Annotated in this window: 15 protein-coding genes; 5 read left to right on the top strand and 10 right to left on the bottom strand. The window is 51.5% G+C overall.

The genetic code is table 11. The features are described 5' to 3' along the window. Window positions 1-108: 108 nt before the first annotated feature. A complete protein-coding gene (locus SU32_RS14565) occupies window positions 109-1,056 on the bottom strand; it encodes an alpha/beta hydrolase (RefSeq protein WP_054000107.1) in 948 nt (315 codons plus the stop codon). Window positions 1,057-1,201: 145 nt separating this feature from the next. Continuing rightward, complete coding sequence (locus SU32_RS14560; RefSeq protein ID WP_054000106.1) at window positions 1,202-1,630, bottom strand: hypothetical protein; 429 nt, start codon at window positions 1,628-1,630, stop codon at window positions 1,202-1,204. 325 nt (window positions 1,631-1,955) lie between these two features. Here SU32_RS14560 and SU32_RS14550 point away from each other — a divergent pair, with 325 nt between their 5' ends. Next, window positions 1,956-2,426, top strand: a complete 471-nt coding sequence (locus SU32_RS14550) for an Hsp20 family protein (protein ID WP_054000104.1) — start codon at window positions 1,956-1,958, stop codon at window positions 2,424-2,426. Window positions 2,427-2,492: 66 nt separating this feature from the next. On the opposite strand, the gene SU32_RS14545 is transcribed toward SU32_RS14550, so the two are convergent. From SU32_RS14545 to SU32_RS14525, 5 genes are all read right to left on the bottom strand, one after another. Continuing rightward, the gene (locus tag SU32_RS14545; RefSeq protein WP_082376787.1) at window positions 2,493-3,002 is read right to left on the bottom strand and encodes a DoxX family protein; all 510 of its coding nucleotides are present in this window, start codon (window positions 3,000-3,002) and stop codon (window positions 2,493-2,495) included. Continuing rightward, window positions 2,999-3,805, bottom strand: a complete 807-nt coding sequence (locus SU32_RS14540) for an HvfC/BufC N-terminal domain-containing protein (RefSeq protein ID WP_201454965.1) — start codon at window positions 3,803-3,805, stop codon at window positions 2,999-3,001. Before SU32_RS14540 ends, SU32_RS14545 begins: the two co-directional genes overlap by 4 nt. After that, on the bottom strand, window positions 3,789-4,760 hold the full coding sequence (gene bufB, locus SU32_RS14535; protein ID WP_054000102.1) for an MNIO family bufferin maturase: 972 nt from the start codon (window positions 4,758-4,760) through the stop codon (window positions 3,789-3,791). The genes SU32_RS14540 and bufB overlap by 17 nt, the downstream gene beginning before the upstream one ends. 41 nt (window positions 4,761-4,801) lie before the next feature. Continuing rightward, entirely contained in the window at window positions 4,802-5,110 is a 309-nt protein-coding gene (locus SU32_RS14530; protein ID WP_054000101.1) for a BufA1 family periplasmic bufferin-type metallophore, read from the bottom strand. A 169-nt stretch (window positions 5,111-5,279) separates the two neighbouring features. Next, entirely contained in the window at window positions 5,280-6,326 is a 1,047-nt protein-coding gene (locus SU32_RS14525) for a threonine aldolase family protein (protein WP_054000100.1), read from the bottom strand. Between the two features lie 421 nt (window positions 6,327-6,747). Here SU32_RS14525 and gltB point away from each other — a divergent pair, with 421 nt between their 5' ends. The 3 genes from gltB to SU32_RS14510 are packed head-to-tail and all read left to right on the top strand — an operon-like array spanning window position 6,748 to window position 13,267. Continuing rightward, window positions 6,748-11,463, top strand: coding sequence for a glutamate synthase large subunit (gene gltB / locus SU32_RS14520; RefSeq protein WP_054000099.1), 4,716 nt, complete (start codon window positions 6,748-6,750; stop codon window positions 11,461-11,463). Between the two features lie 3 nt (window positions 11,464-11,466). Next, complete coding sequence (locus SU32_RS14515; protein WP_054000098.1) at window positions 11,467-11,805, top strand: heavy metal-binding domain-containing protein; 339 nt, start codon at window positions 11,467-11,469, stop codon at window positions 11,803-11,805. Window position 11,806: 1 nt separating this feature from the next. Continuing rightward, on the top strand, window positions 11,807-13,267 hold the full coding sequence (locus SU32_RS14510; protein WP_054000097.1) for a glutamate synthase subunit beta: 1,461 nt from the start codon (window positions 11,807-11,809) through the stop codon (window positions 13,265-13,267). Between the two features lie 67 nt (window positions 13,268-13,334). Here SU32_RS14510 and SU32_RS14505 read toward each other — a convergent pair whose 3' ends face one another. After that, the gene (locus tag SU32_RS14505) at window positions 13,335-14,012 is read right to left on the bottom strand and encodes an outer membrane protein (protein WP_144421158.1); all 678 of its coding nucleotides are present in this window, start codon (window positions 14,010-14,012) and stop codon (window positions 13,335-13,337) included. A gap of 178 nt (window positions 14,013-14,190) precedes the next feature. On the opposite strand from SU32_RS14505, the gene SU32_RS14500 reads away from it, so the two are divergent. Continuing rightward, entirely contained in the window at window positions 14,191-14,463 is a 273-nt protein-coding gene (locus SU32_RS14500; protein ID WP_054000095.1) for a DUF2312 domain-containing protein, read from the top strand. Window positions 14,464-14,530: 67 nt separating this feature from the next. Here the strand turns inward: SU32_RS14500 and SU32_RS14495 are convergent, their stop codons facing one another. Both SU32_RS14495 and SU32_RS14490 read right to left on the bottom strand, forming a co-directional pair. After that, window positions 14,531-16,456: a peptidoglycan L,D-endopeptidase MepK gene (locus SU32_RS14495; RefSeq protein WP_082376790.1), complete on the bottom strand. Its 1,926-nt coding sequence runs from the start codon at window positions 16,454-16,456 to the stop codon at window positions 14,531-14,533. Between the two features lie 292 nt (window positions 16,457-16,748). Then, window positions 16,749-18,275, bottom strand: a complete 1,527-nt coding sequence (locus SU32_RS14490) for a sigma-54-dependent transcriptional regulator (RefSeq protein WP_054000093.1) — start codon at window positions 18,273-18,275, stop codon at window positions 16,749-16,751. Between the last annotated feature and the right edge of the window lie 8 nt (window positions 18,276-18,283).

Genomic DNA, 18,283 nt, shown 5'->3' with positions numbered 1-18,283 from the left:
GTGGGAACCGGTTTTCCGCTCGGACATGCGGTAAATCAAAGAGTTAGAGCGCGGATATGATTCAGTGAAAAGCAGACACGCTCTAGAGCAATCTCCGGCCAGAATGGTCTAGTCAGGTGAGCCGGGTATAAAAGCATCAAGTGCTGCGAAAAACTGTTCGCGGTAGGTGTCTGCTTCCTGCATGAGTTCGTGGCGCGCGCCGTCAATTGTGATCAATGATCCGGAACGGATACGGTGCGCGTAATCCTCAACGGCCGCGCGTGAGACAACGCGGTCTGCCCCTGCATTTATGAGCAAAACCGGTATGTGAATCTGGGCCATATGTTCGCTTTGGCGAACGGCCTGAACGGCTTTCATGGAAGCGTGCAGCCATGTTGCTGTCGCGCTGCCCAGCCCAAGCCCGCGACTTGGGTTCATCAATTCCTGATTGCGGGCGTAGCGTTCGCGATCTGTTGTGACACGGTTTTTCTCAAACGGCATGGCTGCAATGCCGTAACGGCTGCCGCCCATATGCATTGCGCCCAGCCCAAGAAACGTAAAAATACTCGATAGAAAAATAACCTGATTTTCGCTTAATATCTCTTCGCCAACGCCCAAAAACGGTGAGCTGAGCAACATGCGCCGGACACGGTTATTAAGGCGCGGCGCGCAGTAAAGCGCGACTAACGAGCCGGTCGAATGAGCAACGATATAAAACGGTGCGCGGCATTCAGGTAAAGCAATATTTTGGAACACATATTCCAGATCGTCACTATATTGCTCGTAGCTATCAATATGGCCGCGGCGGTGATCGGAGAAAAATCTTGTCGAGCCTCCTTGTCCGCGCCAGTCAAATGTAACGACATCAAAACCGCGCTCTACAAGTTCAGCAATGGTTTCCAGGTATTTCTCAATGGCTTCATTGCGCCCTTGCAGCAGAATGATGGTGCCGTTGTTTGGTTTTTCTTTCGACTTGAACACCGCGAAGCGAATTTTAAACCCGTCATCCGTTTCGAGCATATCCAGCATATCCGGTTCAGGGCCGAGATTGCTTGCGATTTTCAGGAGGCTCGTCATTGTTGTGCGGAAAGCTCGGTTTCAGATGTCACAGTGATAGGTTTAACCTGTTCAAAGGTCAAAGAAAAACCGGAGACAATTGCTCGTCTCCGGTTTTATAGCCGGACAGGAAGGGACAGGACAGTCCAGCTAATTCAAATTCGCGTTAGCGGAATGTGTATGTGAAGCTGAAGCCGTTGCGCTGACCGCGATAACCGTGACGGTATTCATTGTTTCGGCGGTGCTTGCGGATACGCTCACGTGTGATCACTTGACCGGTCTTTGCGCTGACTGTCAGGCGCACAGGGCCATATCGCCCTCTTGCAACGGCATAGTAGCGGCCATGATTGTAGCGTACGTTTCTGATATTGCGGAAACCACGGTGACGAAGTTTCCGTACTACCTGGCGCGGATTTAGTATGCGTGCACGGTGGACGCGTTTCTGCCAATCTCTACGTTTGGGAGAGTGTGCCTTTGTGACATCCAGCGTTGTTGTTAGCGCTGTTTCAGCGCGCAAAGGTGCGGCTTGAGCAGGAGCGGTAAAGCTTGTTGCGCCCATGGCCAGTAGTGCAGTTGCAATAATAAATTTTTTCATCAGTCGTCTCCTTTTTAGTGGAGCCGGCCTTTGAATTGTCTGGCCAGTTCCGTCGATAAAACCAATTAAACATTTTGCCCCTGAACCCAGACGGAAGGCGCTGTTCATTTTCCATTCATAAAAATACGGGGTGTTTGCCTCTTGTAAAAAAAAAGGTCTTGAAACAGGATTTTGCCATCACCAAATTATGGGAGCAGACGCCAATTGTGGGTCTGCTGGCCACGAGAAGCACGCCAAATACGGGTGTTTCAGGTCAAATATCGCAAACTAAGGGGATTATACCGGCAGGTATGATCGCCATATGTCGCTCAAAGGAGGACACCTAATGCGTCATGTAGATTTTACACCTTTAAACCGCTCAACTGTTGGTTTTGACCGTTTGTTTTCAATGCTTGATACACTTGCACAGCCAGAAAACGGACAAACTTACCCGCCTTATAATATCGAACGTATCGATGAAAATGCCTACCGCATTACGATGGCCGTCGCCGGTTTCGGTGAAGATGACATCACCATCGAAGCCCGTCCTAACGTGCTGAAGATTGCGGCAGCGCAAACACCGGAAGAAGGTTCTGAAAAGCACGAAATGCTGCACCGTGGCATTGCATCGCGCGCTTTCGAACGCCGCTTCCAGCTTGCCGATTATGTCGAGGTGAAAGGTGCCAGGTTGAAAAACGGCCTACTTCACATTGATCTGGCGCGCGAAGTGCCTGAAGCAATGAAACCGCGCAAAATTGAAATCGCCAAAGCAGGCGATGATAGCGCGAAGCAGATTGAGGCAAAAGCGACCAACTAATCGTATTGCCAACTGATGAAAGCCGCCGGTCATCCGGCGGCTTTTTTGTGCGAATGTCTTGAGGCCCTAGCGATAGATACGCTTTAAGAAATGATCGACAGCAATACGCCCCGGACCCCATGCCATAATAGCAAGTGCCATTGCCGCCCATGTCAGGTGAACCGGCCAGCCGGTTGGCACTGTCAATTGAATGACAGCAGTCATACCTAGAATACCGAACGCTGCAAATCGTGTGAATATGCCGAGAACCAAAAATACCGGCAAAATGACTTCGCCAAGTCCGGCACCAAAAGCAAAAACATAAGGGAACGGGAACGGGTATGTGTTGCCTAGAATGTGCAACTGGAACTCGTTTTCAAACAAGAGCGGCGCAATTTCAGACAGTTGAAGAAAGCCGTCCCATTTCAAATCGCCTGATTTCCAAAACGGAACGGAAACGGCAATGCGCAATACCAACTGGGTTATGTCTTTTTGTGCAACGGATTGGATTAAATTCGATGCTTTGCCAATAATGCCTGTTGGCGCAGTGTCGTCGCTCGGGGCTGTTTTTTCTTCATGTTCGAAAATTGTGGTCATTGTGATACCCCTTTGCTGTCCAGTAGGATTTGCGTGGTCGCTCCGGTCGCCAGAAGCATTTGCAGGTTGTGATTTAGATCAAAATTGGCGTCAGCTTCAGTGGCCAATGTCGCAGCTTCCCCCAAAGAACTGCCTTTTAGAATTGCGTTCATGAAAACATGTTCGCTCTTGTTTAAGAGTATGAGTCGCGTGTCCGTCTGCGGCCGCGTCATCATGAGTGCTTGCGGTTTGTCCATGTCAACTTTGCTGAGTTCCATGAAACCGCGATTCATGAGAAAAATATCATGGGCTGGATAATCAGAGCTGATAATGAAACTTGCCGGATGCGGCTGAAAGCAAATCTCTGCCAGTCTTTCCGGTTCTACCAGACTCAGTTGAGCAGGATCGAGTGGCGGCAGATCTGCTGCGTGATAGGCAGTCAGCCAGGCGCGCTCGATACGGGCCACGTCACCAAGATAGGGAAGTTTTTTGGCAGGCTCGAAACCATCTATGAAATCGCCAAAGTTCTGACCATACAAGAAAAGCAAAGGTGATTTGGGCGGGTGTGCGCGCACATATTCACGCGCCATGGCGCGGAAATATTCCTCGCCAACAATTTTTTGCACCGCCGGATAAATATCGGCAACGGCATTGATAAGGCTGACCGTCACATTATTGCGATACACATCATAGCGCTTGTTTGCGGCTTTGCCGTTAGGGCCGATGACTTCGCCGGGCCTTGGCGCGTCAGGATTGAGCATACCGGCAGCGAAAGCTTTGGTTTGGTATGAGTCGCGGGTCATGATGTTAAACGGAACTAGCATGGCGTTTTCCGAGCGGTGCCATTTCGTGCATCCGCTTTGCCCGTTTTAAAATTGTATTTGCATTGCCTGCCTCGGCGCGTAGTACCGGCCATTCAGGCAGTTCGGAGTCCCATTCCACAAGGGTGGGAATACATCCGGCCGTTTCAATCACGTCTTCATATAAAGACCATACCGGATCAGAGACAGGCCGGTTATGGCTGTCGATCAGCAGTGGCTGGCCTTCGTCGTCTTCCTGTTCGGTATGACCTGCCAAATGGATTTCACCGACATGTTCAAGCGGAAATGCGTCCAGATATTCCAAAGCGGAAAATTTGTGGTTGGTTGCAGAAACAAAGACGTTGTTGATGTCGAGTAAAAGCCCGCATCCGGTGCGCTTCACGATCTCGCGCATGAAATCTGTTTCGCTCATCGTCGAGTTTTCAAAGAGCACATAGGTGGCCGGATTTTCGAGAAACATCTGGCATCCCATCATGTCCTGCATCTGGTTTACATGATCTGAGACATGGGCCAGCGTTTGGCTCGTGTAGGGCAAAGGCAGCAAGTCGTTGAGAAAAACATCCTCATGGGTCGACCAGGCCAAGTGTTCTGAAATCATGGCAGGATCATAGCGGTCAACCAATGCTTTAAAGCGCTGTAAATGGTCTTTGCTCAACGGGTCCGGTCCGCCAATGGACATGCAGACACCGTGCAGGGAAATCGGGAAATCCTGTCTTACACGCTCCAATGTGCGGTGCGGATAACCGCCATCGCCCATATAGTTTTCGGCATGAACTTCCAGAAAACCCACATCGCCGGGATTGTCTAAAATGGCGTCGAGGTGATCATGTTTAAAACCGACACCGGCTGATGCCGATGCCAGTTTATCTTTCAGTCTTGTTGCAAACCGAGAGTGTGAGCCTTCAGACGATACTGGCGAGGCTTCATCACGATGACGCAGGGGGGGACAAGATGTCATAGTGTATATCTCCGATTTGCAACAAGTTGTGGGCGATCTACTTAAGCAGGTACATCGCGTGTGAGAGCTGTCAGAGAACCGCTTTTATTGTCGCCAACGCTCATTGTTTCACATGTTCCGGCTTCAACATATTTCCATGCGTTGCCCTGATAATCGACTGTTGATGTACCCTGGCATGTTGTGCCCGGGCCTGCAGCGCAGTCGTTCTGGCCTGCAAGTGAAACGCCGAAGCACTTTTCTTTTGCTGCATGCGCTTCGCTGACTGTGCCAAGATTTACGCCTGCAACTGCTGCTGCAACTGCTGACGCCATAACTGCTGCTGATACTGTGGATTTGACTGCATTAGACATGAGTAACTTCCTTTGTGTCATTTTTTGATTGCTATTTCTCGACCGTAGCCTCCGCGCCGGTCATCAACAGAGTTTCAAAAAACGCCATCAAAAGGAAATGAAGAGGATGCGAGATTCTCGCACGTCCCGCTCACAGAATGGTGAACAGGCCCAATAACCAAGCCAAAACTTAAATCAGTTCGGCAAATTGCGCTATTTGTTCAGGTTTCGTGGCAAAGCTTGTCACGAGGCGAACAAGATATTCATCATCAGCGACAAGGCTTTCCATGCCGCGGGGAGCGGGCCAGTCGTAAAAATGAGCGCCGGCCTTTTGTGCTTCTTCAGCATGGGCTTTCTTCATAATGGCGAAAACCTCATTGGCCTCACAGGGCCAGGCCAGACGCATTGTCGTGCTGGCACTTATTTCCTGCGCGAGCAGTTTCGCCATTTTGTTGGCATGTCCAGCCAGTTCCAGCCAAAGATTGTCTTTCAGATAGGCATCAAATTGTGCGGCCACAAACCGCGATTTTGAGAACAGATGTGCCGAACGTTTGTGCAAAAAAGGAACGCCGTCGGCGCGTGCCGGATCCATGAAAATGAGTGCCTCTGCACACCAGCATCCGTTTTTTGTGCCGCCGAACGACAAGATATCGACACCACTTTCCCATGTCATTTGCGCGGGCGTGCAGCCTGTCGCAGCAATTGCATTGGCAAATCTTGCGCCATCCATATGCAGCGGAAGGCCGTATTGCTTGGCAATTTTTGATATTTCCCTGATTTCTTCAAGTGTATAAAGCGCGCCAACCTCGGTTGCCTGAGTAATGGAGACCGCCATCAATTGTCCTGAATTGAGCGAGCCGTGCGGAAATTGCTCCAGTGCTTTTGCCAGTTGTGAAGGGTCAATTTTGCCCAACGGCCCATCAACGGGTCTGAGGCGTGCGCCATTGGTGAAAAATTCAGGCGCGCCGCATTCATCTTCAAATATATGCGCTTCGCAGTGACAAAAGGCGATGCCTCCGGGTCTATTGACCGAGGCGAGCGCCAGCGCATTGGCGGCAGTTCCGGTGGCCACGAAAAAGGTGGAAACCTCGCGTTCAAAAAGCCGATTGATGCTTTCATGCGCTGCGCGGTCAGTTTCGCTGATGCCATAGGAGGGCTGGAATGTGTCTGCCTGCTTTACCAAGGCATTTGCAATCGTTTCATGGGCACCTGCCCAGTTGTCCGATGTAAAAAACATAGTAAAATGCTCCGAAATGCCCGTGAATTTGCTGGGTTATGCACAAAATAACGGCATTAAGTCACGCAAAATCAGATGAAATGCGGCCTTATTTTGGTTTTTTCGGCAGCAAACAAAAAAATGGTCTCCAACGCCGATGTCGTGCCTTGTTTTTTTTTAGAAGTCTGCCATAGATCAGGTCAGCAATGCTGTCCTAATTTGGAATTTGTGGCTCACCATTGGTGATTTCACAATTACGTGCCTAAATTTTGGGCGCAAAAACTCCAACAAGGCGATTGACTTGAGGACGCCACTGGATATCTCCGGTGACGGGACAAGTTACGCCGCATTGCCACATATTATGTGGGTGTTTTTGTTGTTTTGGGGCAGAGTATGTCGAACGGTCCGCGCGGACCATCTTTAAATATGCCGGAGGGTTATGATGACGAAAGTGACGCCATCTTTAGATGCAACTGAACGCGGTTTGACTGCGGACAAACGCACAGCCACGGCGAAGAAAGATACGGTTAATCGCGGTATGCCTGCCGCGCAGGGTCTATATAATCCACGCAACGAGCATGATTCCTGCGGTGTTGGCTTTATTGCCAATATGAAGGGCAAGAAGTCTCACGATATTGTTGCCCAAGGTCTGGCGATGCTGGAAAACCTTGAGCATCGCGGCGCTGTGGGTGCTGACCCGTTGATGGGCGATGGTGCCGGTATGCTGGTGCAGATTCCGGATGTGTTTTTCCGCGAGGTGCTGGCAGAGGACGGTGTTTCTTTGCCCGATGCAGGTGCCTATGCTGTCGCGCATATATTTATGCCGCAGGATGAAGCGCTGCGAACGCATTGTATGGGCATTATTACCGAATGTGCTCTGGCGGAAGGTGTTGAGCTGATTAGCGTGCGCGATGTGCCTGTCGATAATGACAAGCTATCCAAAGCGCCGGAAATTGCGGCAAGCGAACCTTATCATGTTCAGGTGTTCTTTGCCTGCCCTGAAGGGTTGGATGAAGACGCGTTCGAGCGCCGCCTTTACGTTCTGCGCAAAGTAATCTCGAACCGTATTTTTGATGAAACGCAAGGCCGTGACAATGGCTTCTACATTGTCTCTTTGTCATGCCGTACCATCGTTTACAAAGGCATGTTCTTAGCCGATCAGGTCGGGCCTTACTATAAAGACCTGACTGATCCGCGCTTTGAAACTGCTGTCGCCTTGGTTCACCAGCGCTTCTCGACAAATACATTCCCGAGCTGGAAGCTTGCCCACCCGTACCGGATGGTGGCGCATAATGGCGAGATCAACACGCTGCGCGGCAATGTTAACTGGATGGCCGCGCGTCAGGCTTCTGTTTCCTCGCCGCTTTTTGGTGATGAGATCGCAAAGCTTTGGCCGATTTCCTATGAGGGCCAGTCCGATACGGCATGTTTCGACAACGCATTGGAGTTTCTTGTACAGGGCGGCTACTCGCTGCCTCACGCTGTCATGATGCTTATTCCTGAAGCGTGGTCAAACAATGATTCCATGGATGAGGGCCGCAAAGCGTTCTACGAATACCATGCCGCATTGATGGAGCCGTGGGACGGACCGGCTGCAGTTGCCTTTACCGATGGCCGCCAGATCGGCGCGACGCTTGACCGTAACGGCCTGCGTCCTGCGCGCTATATCGTCACCAAGGACGATCTTGTGATTATGGCATCTGAAGCCGGTGTCATTGAAGTGCCGGAAGAGCGCATCGTTACCAAATGGCGTTTGCAGCCGGGCAAAATGCTGCTCATTGATATGGAGCTTGGCAAAATTGTTTCCGATGCTGAAATCAAACAGCAGATGGCTGAAGCAAACCCCTATCAAAAATGGCTGGAAGACACGCAGCTTATTCTGGAAGATCTCAAGCCGGTTGCCGCGCGTGAGCCAAACACAGATGCGTCTCTGCTCGATCGCCAGCAGGCATTTGGTTACACGCAGGAAGACACAAAAATCCTGATGGCGCCGATGGCGACCACCGGACAGGAAGCGATTGGTTCCATGGGAACCGACACGCCGATCTCTGCGATGAGTGACAAGTCGAAACTGCTTTACACTTACTTCAAGCAGAACTTTGCGCAGGTGACCAACCCGCCGATCGACCCTATCCGTGAAGAACTGGTGATGAGTCTTGTCTCTTTCATCGGTCCGCGTCCCAATATTCTGGACTTGCAGGGCACATCGTCACAGAAGCGTCTGGAAGTGCGCCAGCCGATCCTGACCAATGGTGATTTGGAGAAAATCCGCTCCATCGGTCATACCGAAGATCTGTTTGATACCAAGACCATCGATTATACCTATGCGGCATCAAACGGTGCCGAGGGAATGGAAGCGGCGATTGAAAAACTATGCCAGCGCGCGGAAGCGGCTGTTCATGGCGGCTATAATATTATCGTCCTTTCAGACCGGAAAATTGCGGCGGACCGCATCGCGATCCCTGCGCTTCTGGCAACGGCGGCTGTGCACCATCATCTTATCCGTAAAGGGCTTCGCACATCTGTTGGTCTTGTGATTGAGACAGGCGAGCCGCGCGAAGTGCATCATTTCTGCCTGCTTGCCGGTTATGGCGCCGAAGCAATCAATCCATATCTGGCATTTGATACCTTGCTCGATATGCATGAGAAGGGCGAGTTTCCGCCGGAAGTTGATCCGCATGAAGTTGTAACGCGCTACATGAAATCAATCGGCAAAGGGATTTTGAAAGTCATGTCCAAGATGGGCATTTCGACTTACCAGTCCTATTGCGGCGCGCAGATTTTTGATGCGGTTGGTTTGAGCCAGTCATTTGTTGACCGCTTTTTCTTTGGTACTGCCACAACGATTGAAGGCGTAGGTCTGACAGAAGTTGCCGCAGAAACGGTGCGCCGCCATACGCTTGCGTTTTCCGATGATCCGGTATTGCGCAATGCTTTGGATGTGGGCGGTGAATATGCTTACCGTATGCGCGGTGAAAACCATGCGTGGTCACCGGGCGCGGTGGCGAACCTGCAACATGCCGTGCGCAAGAATTCCTATAGCACCTATAAGGAATTTGCAGCCGAGCTAAACGCCGAATCCGAGCGGGCGAATACTATTCGCGGTCTGTTTTCGATCAAGAAATCGGACAATCCGATTTCAATTGATGAGGTGGAACCGGCGTCCGATATTGTTAAGCGCTTTTCAACCGGTGCGATGAGTTTCGGTTCGATCTCACGCGAAGCACACACAACACTTGCACGAGCGATGAACGCTTTTGGCGGTAAATCGAACACAGGCGAGGGCGGCGAAGAACCAGACCGTTTCATGCCGACACCAGATGGTAAGGCAAACCCGGAGCGCTCTGCCATCAAGCAGGTGGCTTCAGGCCGCTTCGGTGTGACGACAGAATATCTTGTCAATGCGGATATGATCCAGATCAAGGTTGCACAGGGCGCCAAGCCGGGTGAAGGCGGACAGTTGCCGGGTCACAAGGTTGACGCGACGATTGCAAAAACCCGTTATTCAACACCGGGCGTTGGTTTGATTTCACCGCCACCGCACCACGACATTTATTCAATCGAAGATCTGGCGCAGCTGATCTATGATTTGAAAAACGTGAATTCGGCAGCCGATATTTCGGTCAAGCTGGTTTCTGAAGTGGGCGTTGGCACAGTGGCTGCCGGTGTGGCCAAGGCACGGGCTGACCATATTACAGTATCGGGTTATGACGGTGGCACGGGCGCCTCTCCGCTCACATCACTGAAACATGCCGGTTCACCTTGGGAGATGGGTCTGGCTGAAACACACCAAACGCTTGTGATGAACGGTTTGCGCTCGCGCATCGCACTGCAGGTTGATGGTGGTCTGAAAACAGGCCGTGATGTGATTATCGGCGCTTTGCTGGGTGCGGATGAGTTCGGTTTCTCGACAGCGCCATTGATCGCTGCAGGCTGTATCATGATGCGTAAATGCCATCTGAATACATGTCCGGTTGGTGTGGCAACACAGGACCCTGAATTGCGTAAACGCTTTAAAGGCGCGCCGGAGCATGTGATCAACTACTTCTTCTATGTGGCAGAAGAAGTGCGCGAATGGCTGGCCGCGATGGGCTATCGCAAGCTTGATGATATTATCGGGCAGAGCGAGATGCTTAGCCAGGTTCAATTGATCGAGCACTGGAAGGCCAAAGGTCTTGATTTTGCAAAAATGTTCTTCAAGCCTGAAGCGGACAAGTCGGAGACTTATTGGACCCAGCGTCAGAAACATCCGATTGACGACATCCTTGACCGCAAGTTGATCGAACAGGCTAAACCTGCGCTTGAAAGCAGGCAGGCTGTCAAAATCGAAACTTCTATTCACAATGTGGATCGTTCTGCCGGCGCGATGCTTTCAGGTGCCGTTGCCAAGAACTTTGGCCATAAAGGTCTGCGTGATGACACCATCCATGTCACGCTCAACGGTACTGCGGGGCAGAGTTTCGCGGCATTCCTGATGAGTGGTGTCACATTCGATCTGGTCGGCGATGGCAATGACTATGTTGGTAAAGGTCTGTGCGGTGGCCGTATTGTTGTGCGCCCGCCGGAAGATTCCAACATTATTGCAAATGAGAGCATTATTGTCGGTAACACGGTTCTATATGGTGCTATTCAGGGCGAAGCTTATTTTCGCGGTGTGGCAGGTGAGCGCTTTGCGGTTCGTAACTCCGGTGCGGTGACCGTTGTTGAGGGCTGCGGCGACCATGGCTGTGAATATATGACCGGCGGTGTTGTTGTCGTTCTTGGTAATACCGGGCGTAACTTTGCGGCTGGTATGTCCGGCGGTGTTGCTTATGTGCTTGATGAAGACGGCACATTTGAGCGTCGCTGTAACATGGCAATGGTTGAGCTTGAGCCGGTGCCGGAAGAAGACGACATTCTTGAAAAGCTGCATCACCATGGCGGTGATCTGGCGCATAAGGGCCGCGTTGATGTGTCCGGTGATATGACACGTCATGATGAAGAGCGTCTGCTTCAACTGATCACGAACCATAAAATGTATACCGGTTCGAAACAGGCATCGCACATTCTGGATAATTGGGAAGAATACCGCCCTAAATTCCGCAAAGTGATGCCGGTGGAATATCGTCGTGCATTGGAAGAAATGGAAGCGATGCGCGGCATGGTCGCAGCGGAGTAAGTCATGATTGTATCAACGACAAATTCCATAGAAGGTGCGCGTATTGTCGACTACAAAGGTGTGGTGACCGGAGAAGCCATTCTGGGCACCAATATCTTTCGGGATTTCTTTGCCGGTATTCGAAATATCGTCGGCGGGCGGTCCGGTGCCTATGAGAAAGCGCTGCGCGAGGCGCGCGAAATTGCCATAGCCGAGTTGGAAGCAGAAGCACAAAGGCTAGGTGCTGATGCGGTCATCGGTGTGGATATAGATTATGAGAATATAACAGCGGGTGATAGCGGATCCATGTTGATGGTTTCGGTGTCGGGCACTGCGGTTGTATTGGCAAGAGAGGAATTTTAAGATGGGTAAAGTGACAGGCTTTCTGGAAATTGACCGTCAGACGGCCAAATATGCGCCGGCTTCGGATCGTATCCGCCATTTTAAGGAATTCACTATTCCGCTGGATGACAGCGAGGTTGTTAAACAGGCAGCGCGCTGCATGGACTGCGGTGTGCCTTATTGTCATGGACCAACCGGCTGTCCGATCCACAATCAGATTCCGGACTGGAACGATCTGGTTTACAATAATAATTGGGAAGAAGCGGTTCAAAACCTGCTTTCCACGAATAACTTTCCCGAGTTTACAGGCCGTATTTGTCCGGCGCCGTGCGAAGAAGCCTGTACGCTTAATCTTGAAAACGAGCCGGTAACAATCAAGACGATTGAGCAAACACTGGCTGACAAGTCAGAAGAGCTCGGTTTCTTCGAGCCGCAAATAGCGGATGAGAAAACAGGTAAGAAAGTCGCGATTATCGGCTCCGGTCCTGCAGGGCTGGCCGCTGCCCAGCAGCTTGCGCGCGTTGGTCATGACGTTCATCTTTTTGAACGTGAGGCGCGTATCGGCGGTTTACTGCGCTACGGTATTCCTGATTTTAAAATGGAAAAGCACCATATCGACCGCCGCGCCAAGCAGATGGAAGGCGAGGGCGTGACGTTCCATACCAATGTCAACATTGGTGTCGATAAGACCGTTGAGGAACTGCAAGCCGAATTTGATGCCATCATTTATTGCGGCGGTGCGGAGGTGCCACGCGAAGCCGGTATTCCGGGCGGCGAATTGTTCGGTGTTCATCCGGCTATGAATTACCTTGTTCAGCAGAATAAACGTGTTGGCAAGGAAGCATCGATTGAAAGCGTTGCATGGCGATCCGAGCCTATTTTGGCATCGGGCAAACATGTTGTGGTTGTCGGCGGCGGTGATACGGCATCTGACTGTGTTGGAACAGCATTCCGTCAGGGCGCTGTTAAAGTAACGCAGCTTGATATCCGCCCGCAGCCGCCGGAGAAGGAAGACAAGCTGACTGTCTGGCCATACTGGGCGACCAAAATGCGTACATCTTCTTCTCAGGCAGAAGGCGCAACGCGCGAATTTCAGGTGGCGACACTGGAATTTATCGGCGAAGAAGGCCAGCTAACGCATGTGAAGTGCTGTGAAGTGAATGAAAAGCGCGAACCGATTGAGGGTTCCGAATTTTATATCCGCGCTGACCTTGCCTTCATTGCGATTGGTTTTGCCGGCCCGCTGGAAGACACAGGCGTGGTTAGCGAACTTGGCGATGCTATCGAGATGAATACCGACCGCCGCGGTAACCGCTCTGTAAAAGCCAATGACAAGGATTACAAAACGTCTGCGGATAAGGTGTTTGTTGCAGGCGATGTGCGCCGCGGCCAATCCTTGGTTGTGTGGGCCATCCGTGAAGGACGTCAGGCGGCGCGGGCCGTGGATGAATTCCTGATGGGATCATCCATCCTGCCGCGCTAGGAAATTCTAACGCATATAAAAAGGGCAGCTTGAAGCTGCCCTTTTTGATACATGCTCAAGTCTTCTATTAGAACTTGAAACCAACACGTGCTTTAACAGTATGGGTGTCGAAGTCATCGACCGTAAATGGTGCGCCGCCGACTGACACGTCATCGCCGCCAAAATCATGGTAGTTATATTTCAGACCGGCAAATACATTGTCGGTAACGGCATAATCCATGCCGACACCTGCGTAGTAACCATCAAATTCCGCATCGCCGGTCGCACCACCTTGGTTCAACTGAGCGCCTGCGCGGGCATAACCGCCTTCAACGTAGAATAGAGCGCGGTCAAATGCGTAACCGAGGCGTGGGCCGATCGTGGCAAGATACTCACCTTCAAATTCAGCGCCGGCGCCAAGGTCCTCTCTCACACCGAAATAGTCGACGGATGCTTCACCGCCGATAACGACACCATTTGCAAACTGGTAGTTGTAACCGGCAAAGCCGCCGGCAATCACGCCGTCAGGATCCGTTGAGGTGACCAGTGCACCTGTACCATCCAGGATGTCGGCATTTCCCCAACCATAACCGAGCGTGGCGCCGAAGTAGCCGCCTGTCCAAGAGAAGCGCTCAGGCACCGGCTCTTCAAATACTGGCTGTGGTTCGGGGATTGGGTCAATTGCGTCGGCGGCATATGCTGCGGTGGATGTCAGCAGCAGTGCTGCGATAGAAACGGGTAAACGTTTGTTGCTTGATAATGTCATTTTGAACTCCAGTACAAATTTGGGCGCATAAGCGCCTTTGTTGCTCAATGCGGAGACAATCGTTTTTGTTCCCGTGAATGCTCTTTTTCTGAAGTTTAAAATTTCTTCTGTTTTTGCTTGACCCGACCAGTGAGCTACGGCAAATCAGGCCTTCAATCTTTCCAGTGGAGTTTCCAATATGTCTGATATTCAAGGTGTCGCAAGTGATCAGCTTCGGGCGTTTGTCGAGCGGATCGAGCGTCTTGAAGAAGAAAAGAAAACAATCGCGGATGACATAAAAGAAATTTATGCAGAAGCCAAAGGCAACGGCTTTGATGTTAAAGTCCTTCGCAAAGTTGTGTCCCTTCGCAAGCAGGACATGAACGAGCGTTTGGAACATGAAGCGATCCTGGATCTTTACCTGCATGCTCTGGGTATGGCGCCTGCGGATACAGCGCCTTCCGACGAATAATTCTTTTATTCGTGAGAATGAAAAAAGGCTGCCAATCGGCAGCCTTTTGTTTGTTTGAAATCCGAAATTAGTTGGGTACGCGGATTTGAAGCGGTTCGCCGCGACCGTCACCGGAACCCGATCCGCCCTCAAATTTGGCAACAGCAAGAAATGTCACTGCATTGCCGCTGAATGAGTTCGTATCCGGCGGCGGGTCTTTGGAAAAGCCCGATGTGTATACGACGCTTGGAACCGCTCTTGTGGCGTTCTGAATGAAGTCAGGGCGTTCGCTGGCGCGGCCATCCTGCGTGATTGATGCGCTGGCCGTGGACCATGAGCCGAATCGGGACTGGTCGATTTGATCAACCGGAACGATTTTTGCCGATGGTGCGGCAACGATATTTGTATCGCTTGCTTTCGGACGCGCATTCTTCGGCGTTGTCGTAACTTCTTCGGACACGTTGAGCGACGCTGTCAATGTTTCGTCTGTGGCAGCTTCTTTCTGTTTTGCTACGCGGCCGGATTTTGCTTTCGGAGCCGGAGCGGCCGCAGCAGGTTCTACCTTTTCTTCAGCAAGCGGCTTCGGTGTTGCTGAAGGTAGATTTATGCCACGGTTCGGTGGAGCGTAGGCAACAACGGTGGTGTCGTCCTGCGTCGATTTTTCAGCCTGCGTAATTGCCTTGGCAGGCTCATCAATTCTCTGCGGCTTTTCAGGCGCCGGAAGGCTTGCAAGTTCGATCGTTTCTGCTGCAGGCGCAGCACGTTCCGGTGCCGGTGTCGGTACAGGGATTGCATAGGCAAGTTCTGTCTGCTCTTCGGCGGCATTGACATTGCTGTCTATTGCAGCGGCAATAGCAGCATTGCCGTCCGTGACGTCCGGTTCAGCTTGTGCAGGCTGGTTTGCACGCGCCAAGGCGTTCTCCAAATCCTGTGCCGATTGTCTGTTAACGGGCGCATCAGCGCGCGCAATCAACACGTTCGGACGGGTGACCGGAACGGGAATTTCGTATGTCGGCAGTTCAGGGGCGCTGGCAATTTCAGCCTGTGGCTCAGGTGTTGGCTCTGGAACCGGGGCTGCCGCAGAAATGGCGACAGGGACCGCGCTTTCAATCGAGCGGTTTCTAGGCGCAGAAGATGGTACCGGCAAAGCGCGTGTTGGCAGAGCCGCAAGAACTGTTCCCGGCGTGTCGGCTGGTTTCGGCGCTGCTTGCGGGCGCACCGCCGCTTTAGGCGTCGCGGCAACTGCTGTTGCTGCTTCCGCATTATCCTCTTCTTCGTCGCGTCCGCCAAACAGTGCTGTTAGCAGACCGCCGCTGCGTTTCTTATCTTCGATTACAGGGCCGCCGCCATTGCGTTTGCGTGCTTTGTAAGCTGCCATTGCTCTGTCATAGCCGGGCAGGGGTTTGCCGTCCGGCGGTAAATGCAATGTGCCACCGCGCGGGAAGAGTCTTGTCAATTCACCGCGGCTCATGCGTGGCCATGCACGGACGTTACCTGTGTCCAAATGAACGAAAGGCACGCCGGAGCGCGGATAATAACCAACGCCGCCACCGCCAAGTTTAAAGCCGATTTCACGAAGTTTTTTAACGGAGACGCCGGGGATATAAAAATCCATCGCCTTGCCAAGCATATGCTGGCTTTTTTTGGCCTGGCCACCACGGGTTTTACGCAGCATCGCATTGGTTGCCGGTGAACGATAGGCCGAAACAACATGTATATAATTGCGCGAACCGGAAGCGCGATAAGCTTCCCACACCAAATCCAACAGCGCAGGGTCCATTTTTGTCGGCTCGTTACGTCGCCAGTCACGCAAGAAACGGTTGATCTTATTCAAACCGCTGGAAACGTACCGCCCATTCTTCTTATAGACGATCTCCGCTTTTTCTTTCGTGTGGATATAATAAAGCTTCAAAGAGCGGGTTTCGGCCGATGCTTCAGGCGCAAAGCTGGTTGCCGCAAGAACTGAAATGGCGAACACAACAACAAATCTGGTCAGAAAATTTCTGCCAGACATAGATGTTATTTGGTTTTTAAACATATGATCAAAAATCAAGGCACGCTGCTCTTAGTTGTTATAACCAGAACTGAATACATCATTATGGTTAACCGGCTCTTAGCGTTGTGCCATTGTGAGTTTCCAATTGCAAACGCTAGAAATTACATAGAGGGTCTGTGTCCAAAGTCCAGCATCAACAGTCCATCCCGAACACTGTCATCAACCGCAAATGCGGTGGAACAATGACAAAAGATGCCGTTTTAGCCGGTTTTTGATTTATGGTTAGCAGATACTTAACGCCGGACGGTCTTTAGACCAGCGCATCCGGCTCGATATCATACTCTTTGAGCTTTCGGTAAAGCGTCGAACGGCCAATGCCCAAACGCCTTGCAACTTCGCTCATTTGACCGCTGTAATGGGCGATGGCATGCCTGATGGCGAGCATTTCAATTTCCGACAATGAACGCATATGGCCTTCGCCGTCGATCATGAAGTTTTCAATGTTTGAAAGTTCACTATCGATGTCGTCGGAAGCTATATCATTATCGCTTCTGCCCACCGGATATTCCGGCGCCAGGTCAGGGGCGTCAACTACCTTTGCCTGTGCTTGCCTTTCTACGGCAGCGGGCATATCCATTTGTGCCTGAATATGCTGGAAGTCCTGTACGTCGAGCGTGGCGCGGTCACACAGCACCATCGCGCGGAAAATCGTGTTTTCCAACTGACGTATGTTGCCAGGCCAGTCATAACGCTCAAGCAAATGAATCGCGGCATCTGTAATGTTGCGCGCGGTAAAGCTTTGCTGACCGGCATTGTGACGGGCAATAAAATGCTCGGTTAAAGCTCTAATGTCTCCACGGCGGTTGCGCAGTGGCGGCACCAAAATCGGGAATACATTAAGACGATAATACAGATCCTCGCGGAACCGGTTTTCGCGAACAGCCGCAATCAGATCGCGGTTTGTTGCCGAAATAAGCCTGATATCAACTTTCCGGCTGGTGTTTGCGCCAACCGGCTCGACTTCGCCTTCCTGAATTGCGCGTAGCAGCTTTACTTGAGCGCTGAGCGGCAATTCACCGATTTCGTCTAGAAATAGCGTGCCGCCGTTCGCTTCAACGAATTTGCCCGTATGTTTTTCGGTCGCGCCGGTAAAGGCTCCTTTTTCATGGCCGAACAAAATGCTTTCGACCAGATTTTCGGGGATGGCACCGCAATTGACGATCACCATCGGTTTGGATGATCTGTCGCTCTTTGCCTGAATTGATTTGGCAATTAACTCCTTGCCGGTACCTGAATCCCCTTCAATTAGAACAGGAATGTCGCTGGCTGCAGCGCGTTCGACCAATTCGGCAACACGGTTCATTTTATCGCTGGACGCAATTATCTTTTGCGTATTTGTGCGATTGAAAACTGCTTCAATATGCTGCTTTTTCGGGGCGCGTTTCACCGCTTCAATTCTAAGCGCGTCATTTATGGAGGTTCTCAGACGTTCGGGAGAAACAGGCTTGATAACGAAATCAAACGCGCCTGCGCGCATCGCTTTGACCGCCGTTTCCATGCCGCCTTGTGCCGTTTGAACGATAACAGGTTTTTGTATTTCATGATCACGCATGAACGTCAGAACGCCGTGGCCGTCAATTCCCGGCATTATCAAATCCAGAACAATAGCAGCAACCTCAGTTGCATGATTGCCTGACAGAGCATCAATGGCGGTCTCGCCGTTTTCACAGCACCAAGTCAGATATCCCATGTTTTCAATCGCAGCTTGCAAGACGCGGCGCTGAACCGGATCATCATCGACAATTAAAATCGTGGATTTGGTGGCTTGCGTTGACAAATTCTGTC

The sequence above is a fragment of the Ahrensia marina genome (genome assembly GCF_001293565.1).
GTDB classification, from domain to species: domain Bacteria; phylum Pseudomonadota; class Alphaproteobacteria; order Rhizobiales; family Rhizobiaceae; genus Ahrensia; species Ahrensia marina.
The sequence above is the reverse complement of the archived record's forward strand: the minus strand, read 5'-3'. Positions and strand labels throughout refer to the sequence as shown.

Bases quoted from the DNA above. Each gene is read 5' to 3' on its own strand.
- SU32_RS14565 (WP_054000107.1), bottom strand. From the start codon at position 1,056: ATGACGAGCCTCCTGAAAATCGCAAGCAATCTCGGCCCTGAACCGGAT.
- SU32_RS14560 (WP_054000106.1), bottom strand. From the start codon at position 1,630: ATGAAAAAATTTATTATTGCAACTGCACTACTGGCCATGGGCGCAACA.
- SU32_RS14550 (WP_054000104.1), top strand. From the start codon at position 1,956: ATGCGTCATGTAGATTTTACACCTTTAAACCGCTCAACTGTTGGTTTT.
- SU32_RS14545 (WP_082376787.1), bottom strand. From the start codon at position 3,002: ATGACCACAATTTTCGAACATGAAGAAAAAACAGCCCCGAGCGACGAC.
- SU32_RS14540 (WP_201454965.1), bottom strand. From the start codon at position 3,805: ATGCTAGTTCCGTTTAACATCATGACCCGCGACTCATACCAAACCAAA.
- bufB (WP_054000102.1), bottom strand. From the start codon at position 4,760: ATGACATCTTGTCCCCCCCTGCGTCATCGTGATGAAGCCTCGCCAGTA.
- SU32_RS14530 (WP_054000101.1), bottom strand. From the start codon at position 5,110: ATGTCTAATGCAGTCAAATCCACAGTATCAGCAGCAGTTATGGCGTCA.
- SU32_RS14525 (WP_054000100.1), bottom strand. From the start codon at position 6,326: ATGTTTTTTACATCGGACAACTGGGCAGGTGCCCATGAAACGATTGCA.
- gltB (WP_054000099.1), top strand. From the start codon at position 6,748: ATGACGAAAGTGACGCCATCTTTAGATGCAACTGAACGCGGTTTGACT.
- SU32_RS14515 (WP_054000098.1), top strand. From the start codon at position 11,467: ATGATTGTATCAACGACAAATTCCATAGAAGGTGCGCGTATTGTCGAC.
- SU32_RS14510 (WP_054000097.1), top strand. From the start codon at position 11,807: ATGGGTAAAGTGACAGGCTTTCTGGAAATTGACCGTCAGACGGCCAAA.
- SU32_RS14505 (WP_144421158.1), bottom strand. From the start codon at position 14,012: ATGACATTATCAAGCAACAAACGTTTACCCGTTTCTATCGCAGCACTG.
- SU32_RS14500 (WP_054000095.1), top strand. From the start codon at position 14,191: ATGTCTGATATTCAAGGTGTCGCAAGTGATCAGCTTCGGGCGTTTGTC.
- SU32_RS14495 (WP_082376790.1), bottom strand. From the start codon at position 16,456: ATGTCTGGCAGAAATTTTCTGACCAGATTTGTTGTTGTGTTCGCCATT.